This window comes from Salinisphaera sp. RV14, assembly GCF_052044135.1.
In the GTDB taxonomy this organism is placed as follows: Bacteria; Pseudomonadota; Gammaproteobacteria; order Nevskiales; family Salinisphaeraceae; genus Salinisphaera.
Window position 1 is genome coordinate 1 of record NZ_JBQDYF010000054.1, and the last position, 727, is coordinate 727.

Consider the following 727-nt stretch of genomic DNA (forward strand, 5'->3'; position numbering starts at 1 on the left):
GCGAGATCACCAAGGCGGACATACTGGCCTTCCGCGCCGAGGTGGCACAGTGCGCCGGACGCTCCGGCAATGCCACGCTCTCGCCCAAGACCATCAATAACCTGATGGGCGTGTTGAACATGATCATGACCGAGGCGGCCGACCGCTTCGAGTTCCCGAACCCGGTCCAGAACATCAAGCGCCTGCGGCTGCAGCGCAAGGACATCCAGCCGTTCTCGCTGGATGAAGTCCGTCTGATCCTCGACACCGTGCGCAGCGACTTCAAGCCGTACTACACGCTGCGGTTCTTCACCGGCATGCGCACCGGGGAACTGCACGGCCTCAAATGGTCGCGGATCGATTGGCAGGCGCGGCAGATCCTCGTCCGTGAAACCGTCGACAAGGGGTTGGTCGATTACACCAAGACCGATGGCTCGCAACGCGAGATCGCCATGTCATCGGTCGTGTATGACGCCTTGTGCGCCCAACATCAGGCGACGGGCGAGGGCGAGTATGTATTCGTCACCCGAGACGGTACGCCGCTGGATACCACCAATGTCACGCAGCGCGTCTGGTATCCGCTCCTGCGGTATCTGGAACTGGCGCCGAGGCGCCCTTACCACTGCCGTCATACCGCCGCCACGCTCTGGCTGGCCGCCGGCGAAAACCCGGAGTGGATCGCGCGCCAGATGGGCCACACCACCACCGAGATGCTATTCCGCGTCTATTCCCGTTACGTCCCCAATCT

1 protein-coding gene is annotated in these 727 nt (G+C 62.7%); it reads left to right on the forward strand.

All coding sequences use genetic code 11. The features are described from left to right. On the forward strand, positions 1 to 727 hold a 727-nt coding region (locus ACS8Y6_RS18380; RefSeq protein ID WP_440856243.1), incomplete at both ends, for a site-specific integrase.